General features: G+C 66.5%; 3 protein-coding genes. 1 reads left to right on the top strand and 2 read right to left on the bottom strand.

Annotated features, from left to right (window positions below; all coding sequences use genetic code 11):
• On the top strand, positions 1 to 956 hold a 956-nt coding region (locus MJ777_RS22195), incomplete at its 5' end, for a pyridoxal phosphate-dependent aminotransferase family protein (protein ID WP_239377684.1).
• A gap of 98 nt (positions 957 to 1,054) precedes the next feature.
• Here MJ777_RS22195 and aat read toward each other — a convergent pair.
• Together aat and MJ777_RS22185 are read right to left on the bottom strand one after the other, a co-directional pair.
• On the bottom strand, positions 1,055 to 1,900 hold the full coding sequence (gene aat / locus MJ777_RS22190; RefSeq protein ID WP_239377683.1) for a leucyl/phenylalanyl-tRNA--protein transferase: 846 nt from the start codon (positions 1,898 to 1,900) through the stop codon (positions 1,055 to 1,057).
• Positions 1,891 to 4,218: a bifunctional diguanylate cyclase/phosphodiesterase gene (locus MJ777_RS22185; protein WP_239377682.1), complete on the bottom strand. Its 2,328-nt coding sequence runs from the start codon at positions 4,216 to 4,218 to the stop codon at positions 1,891 to 1,893. Before MJ777_RS22185 ends, aat begins: the two co-directional genes overlap by 10 nt.
• Between the last annotated feature and the right edge of the window lie 791 nt (positions 4,219 to 5,009).

The following is a 5,009-nucleotide window of genomic DNA, read 5'->3' as shown; positions in this document are numbered from 1 at the left end:
CGGTCATTCCAGCTCTCGTCGGAGAAGGGTCGGTCTTTCTCGACCGGCATGCGCACCGCACGATTCACGACGGCTGCGCCATAGCGCGGGCCCGAGGTGGCACCCTGTACTACTTCGATGCCGAGAATCCCAGCCAGCTGGATGAGCTGCTGCGGGCGTGCCCCACCTACCCAAGACTGGTATGTATCGACGGCGTGAACAGTATGACCGGCAACACACCGCCGTTGACCGAGCTGCTGGCAGTCACCCGGGCGAACGACGCGATCCTCTACATCGATGATGCCCACGGTTTCGGCGTCATCGGTGAGCGCGGCCGAGCCGAGATCAGCCCGTACGGTTTACACGGTAACGCCCTTGTCCGCCATGTCGGGGAAAGCTATGACGGACTCATCCTGGTGGGCGGCTTCTCCAAGGCGTACTCATCCCTGCTGGCCTTCATCGCCTGCCCGACCACGGTGAAGAACTACCTCAAGGTGACTGCCGCGCCGTACCTCTTCTCCGGGCCGTCTCCGGTGGCTTCGCTCGCCACCGTGCTGGCCGGCTTCCGGCTCAACGCGGTGCGGGGCGACACCATCAGGGCCGATCTCCATCGCAAGACCGCCCGTGTTCTCGACGGTCTGGCACAACTCGGGCTGCGGACCTTGAACCGGTCCGGAACACCGATCATCGAAGTACCGATCGGCAGTCCCGAGGACACAGACGCCCTTGGCCTCCATCTGTTCGACCGCGGGATCTACATCACCATGGCACCCTTTCCATTGGTGCCCCGAGCCGATGTCGGAATCCGCATTCAGGTGACCGCGGCCAATACCGACGAAGAGATTACCCAGCTGCTCGCGGTACTCGCCGAGGTTGCCGCGATGTTCCCAGGCCCGCGGCCAGAACAACACGAACAGTCCGAGCATGACGGACCTGCGCCGCGCCGCTGGCCCAGCCAATGGACGAAAACCGTGTAGAGCGCTCCCCTCCGCTGACAGGCCGACGGCTGTACGGCTGTACGGCTGTACAGCCGCGGTTCACGCCGGGCGGCCGGCGGCCCAGTCGGCCTGGCTCGTCACGATGCGTCCGGCCCGGTCCGTCGGCTTGCTCGGGCGAGCTCGGCTAGGCGCCGCACGGACAAGCGGTCGCGAACCAGCTTCACGTCCGTGTCCCGCGCATCATGCAGAACCGCCAGAAACCGTTCTCGCGGGATCTCCACGGCGCCCATGGAGCCAGCGTGCGCGGTCACGAACTGCACATCGACGAGCCGACCGCCGGCCCGCACGAAGCGTGCGTCAAAGTCGACCAACGCGACCTTGGACGCGTCGGTATGCGCGTGGAACATGGACTCAGCCATGAAGACGGCGCCGACGAGCACACCGAACATCCCGCCGACAAGATCGTCGCCCTTCCACACCTCGACGCTGTGTGCCCAGCCGAGCCGATGCAGCTGAAGGTAGGCGTCCGCGAGTTCAGGCGTGATCCACGTGGGTCGGCCACCGCGGCCGCAGCCACGGACGACATCGGCGAACGCCCTGTCCAACGTGGTGGTCCACGCGCACGCACGCATCCGTCTGAACAACGAGTCGGACACATGCACGCCGCCGACGGGCAACACGCCCCGCGGGTCCGGGCACCACCAGGGCAGGTCAAGATCTGGCGGGTCATCCCCGGCGAGGTTGAAGATACGCCCGTCAGCGACGGCGGCGCTGAACCGGCGGCGTGTGGCCGCGCCCTCGACCGGGTCTCCGCCCCGGACCGGGAAGGGGAAAGCTCCCCGCCGATACGCCCCGATCAGCACCGCCGCGGTGAGCTCGCCCCCGACCGCGATGGGTAAGCCCGCTGGCTCGCCGTGTTCCGTCGCTGGCAGCCCGTCCCATGGCGACGGCCCCGGCGGCTCTGGTGAGCCGGTCAGGTCCATGTGTGACCCGCGCGAACAGGTTCGGCCACGGCGTCCCGGCCCGCCTCCACCTCCACCTCCACCTCCACCTCCGCGGATCCAACGGCCAATGCGGCGCAACCAGCTGACAAACGGTGATCATTACGGTGCCAGAGCAGCGGCGTCAGCTCCTCGGCGGGCTGTGGGCAACCCAGGTAGAAGCCCTGCGCAAGATCACAACCAAACTCGGCCAGCCGCCGCATCGCGCTCTCGGTCTCGACCCCTTCAACCACGATACGCAGGCCAAGGGAGTGTGCGAGCCCGACCGTGGACTGCACGATCGCCGCCGCCCCCGGATCGGAGTCCATGTGCATGACAAAAGATTTGTCCAGCTTGAGAATATCCACCGGGAGCTCCCGCAGATAGGACAGGGACGAGTATCCCGTCCCATAATCGTCCACGGCAATGTGGATTCCCATCTCCCGCAGGGCCATGAGCACGGCCGCGGTACGGATCCGGTCAAGCATCAGGGCTGTTTCAGTGATCTCAAACTCAAGCGCCCGCGCCGGCACCCCGTGCAGCGCGAGCAGATCCGCGACCTCGGTCGGGAATGCCGTGTCGAGCAGATTGGACGCGGAGAGATTGACCGCGACTCCGATGTCCAGACCAGCGTCCCGCCAGCGACGGGACTGCCCCAGCGCGAGGCCGAGAACCTCCAGCGTCAGCGTACGCATGAGCCCGGTGTGCTCGGCCAGGGGCAGGAACACATCGGGCGGGAGAAGGCCCTTGGTGGGATGTTCCCACCGCACGAGCGCCTCCACCGCATGACAGCCACCGGTGCGCAGGTCGATCTTCATCTGGTAATGGACCCGCAGCTGATCCTCGCCGAGCCCGCTGCGCAGCGCCTCGATGATGTCCAGGCGATCCGGGGTGTGCACGTCCACACCAGGCTGGTAGTACTCGACCCCAGAGCGGGCGGCTTTGGCCGCGTACATCGCAACATCCGCTCGCTGCAACAGAACGCTCGCGGCGACCGCGTCGTCCGGGTAGAGCGCGGCCCCGATGCTCGCGTCCACGTGCAGGGTGACCGCGCCGACCTCGAAGGGGCCCTCGAGCGTGGCCAGCACCCTTTCGGCGACCATCTTGGCCACCGCCGCATCCGCATCTTCCAGGAGCACGGCGAACTCATCCCCACCGAGGCGGGCCAACAGGTCCTCCGGGCGCAGCGCCGCCGCGATCCGCCGCCCGACGAGCTTCAGCAGATCATCGCCGACGGAATGGCCAAGGGAATCGTTGATCTCCTTGAAACGGTCAAGATCAAGAACGAGCAGCGCGAACCGACGGGCCCCGGCGCCAGCGCCGGAGTCCAGCCCGTTGAGGCGTTCGAAGAAGCCACGACGGTTGGCCAGCCCGGTGAGCTCGTCGGTGCGGGCCTGCAGCTTGGTCTCAGCGAGCTGACGGACCTCGGCAAAGGTGATCCCGGTCCGCACGAGCGCGGCCAGAACCGTGGCGGCCGCGAGCGTGACGGTCACGGGCGGCAGCCGCGTTACCGCTCCGAAGACCAGGAGCCCAAGCGCGGCAATCGCGAAGATGGCTGGGATGGCCAGCACACCCCACCCGACGAGGCCCTCCGTCTTCTCCCGCGACGGCCGTTGCCAGGCGGCGTACGCGGGCAGAACCAGCGCCAGTGCCCACAGCACCTCGACCGGCCCGCCCGGGGAGTAGTGACCGCTGGCGACCTCGCCGACCACGACCGTATCGGCGGCCGCAAAGATAATCAGCGAGCCGCCGAGGAGATACCACACCCTTTCGAGCCGCCAGCCCAGCAGACCGAACACACTCACGACGAGCACGAGCAGCATCAGATCGGCAAGGGGATAGGCGAGATTGAGCTCCACCGTCGACATATTGGTCGCGCGGACCTTACCGATGGCACCGACAGCCAGGCCGCTGGCAAGCGCCGCCACCCCGAGAGCGCCCACCAGCGCGTCAAGCCAGACGCTGGGATGAAACCGGGACACTCGTTTGCGCATCAGCAGAATCACAGCTACATATGTCGCGATATAGAACAACAACCAGCCCGCGTCGGCCAGCGATGGCGACAGTTGCGGATTGCGATCGGCGACCCGTGTCGTGAAGTAAATCGTCCCGGCGCCGTAGCACAGAAGACCGACCCCGATCGTGACCCACGCGGCCCGTTCACCACGCACAAGATTGGCGCGTACGAGGCACATGACCCCCGCCGCCAGGCTGAAGCAGTTGCCGAGCCAGCGATCGACCCCGTTGACTATGATCGATGTGTCGCGCAGGCCGGCGAGAGTGGTGGCCACGAAGAATACCGCAGCCGCCAAGAGCGCCACGCGGCCCGCTCGGACCACTCGCAATCGGCGAGCGGCATGTACTGAAGTCGTCAAATGATCATCCCCCCACGATCAGATCGGCGGGGCATATTCTGACACTCCGGGCGCTATTCTCCCTCAACAAACCACCAATCAGCCCGAGACCCCGGGAACCTTCACGATCGCCCCAGTTTTTACCAACTGACAGTTGACCAACTGACGGCTGGCCGGCTGGCAGCGGCTTCTTTGTGGACCACTCCGGCGCGGCAGTGCGGCACCGGCCCGTGGCAGCGGTATGCCGACGTCCGATTTGCCACCCCTGACTACTGGCAGCGTCCGTCAGTGAAAAATCTTGCGGACGAACACCCGTAGCTCCTCCACCCCTACCCGGGACTCGCCAATCCAGTCCCGAGGCACGCCCTGAGCGACCCATTCGCGACTCGTTCACCCCGAAGAGCTGGCACAGGCCCACGGCGTGTTTCGCAAGCCGTCGTTCGATCAGGGAGCCGGACAGACGGCTTGCGAAACACGCCCTAAGAGCGCCGGGCAATAGGGGACGCCGCGTCGCGGGGTTGGGGCACGCACCTCGCGTCATCGCTCCCCGTCCATCGCCGCGCGATGGACGGGTACCCCGGCTCGTCAGTCGCCACCCACCACCTCCGGTGGCTGCCTCCGCCGCCTCGCGATGCACGCACCCCAACCCCACTCCTTGATCCACTCCTCTATTGCCGGGCGCTCTAAGTAAGTGGTCGCCGCCGGAAGTTTGTTCGGGGGTGCCGGATGACAGACGGATGCATCGTGCGGCGGAGAAG

The sequence above is a fragment of the Protofrankia sp. Cj5 genome (assembly GCF_917627405.1).
Lineage (GTDB): Bacteria > Actinomycetota > Actinomycetes > Frankiales > Frankiaceae > Protofrankia.
This window is presented reverse-complemented; position numbering and strand designations above follow the sequence as displayed.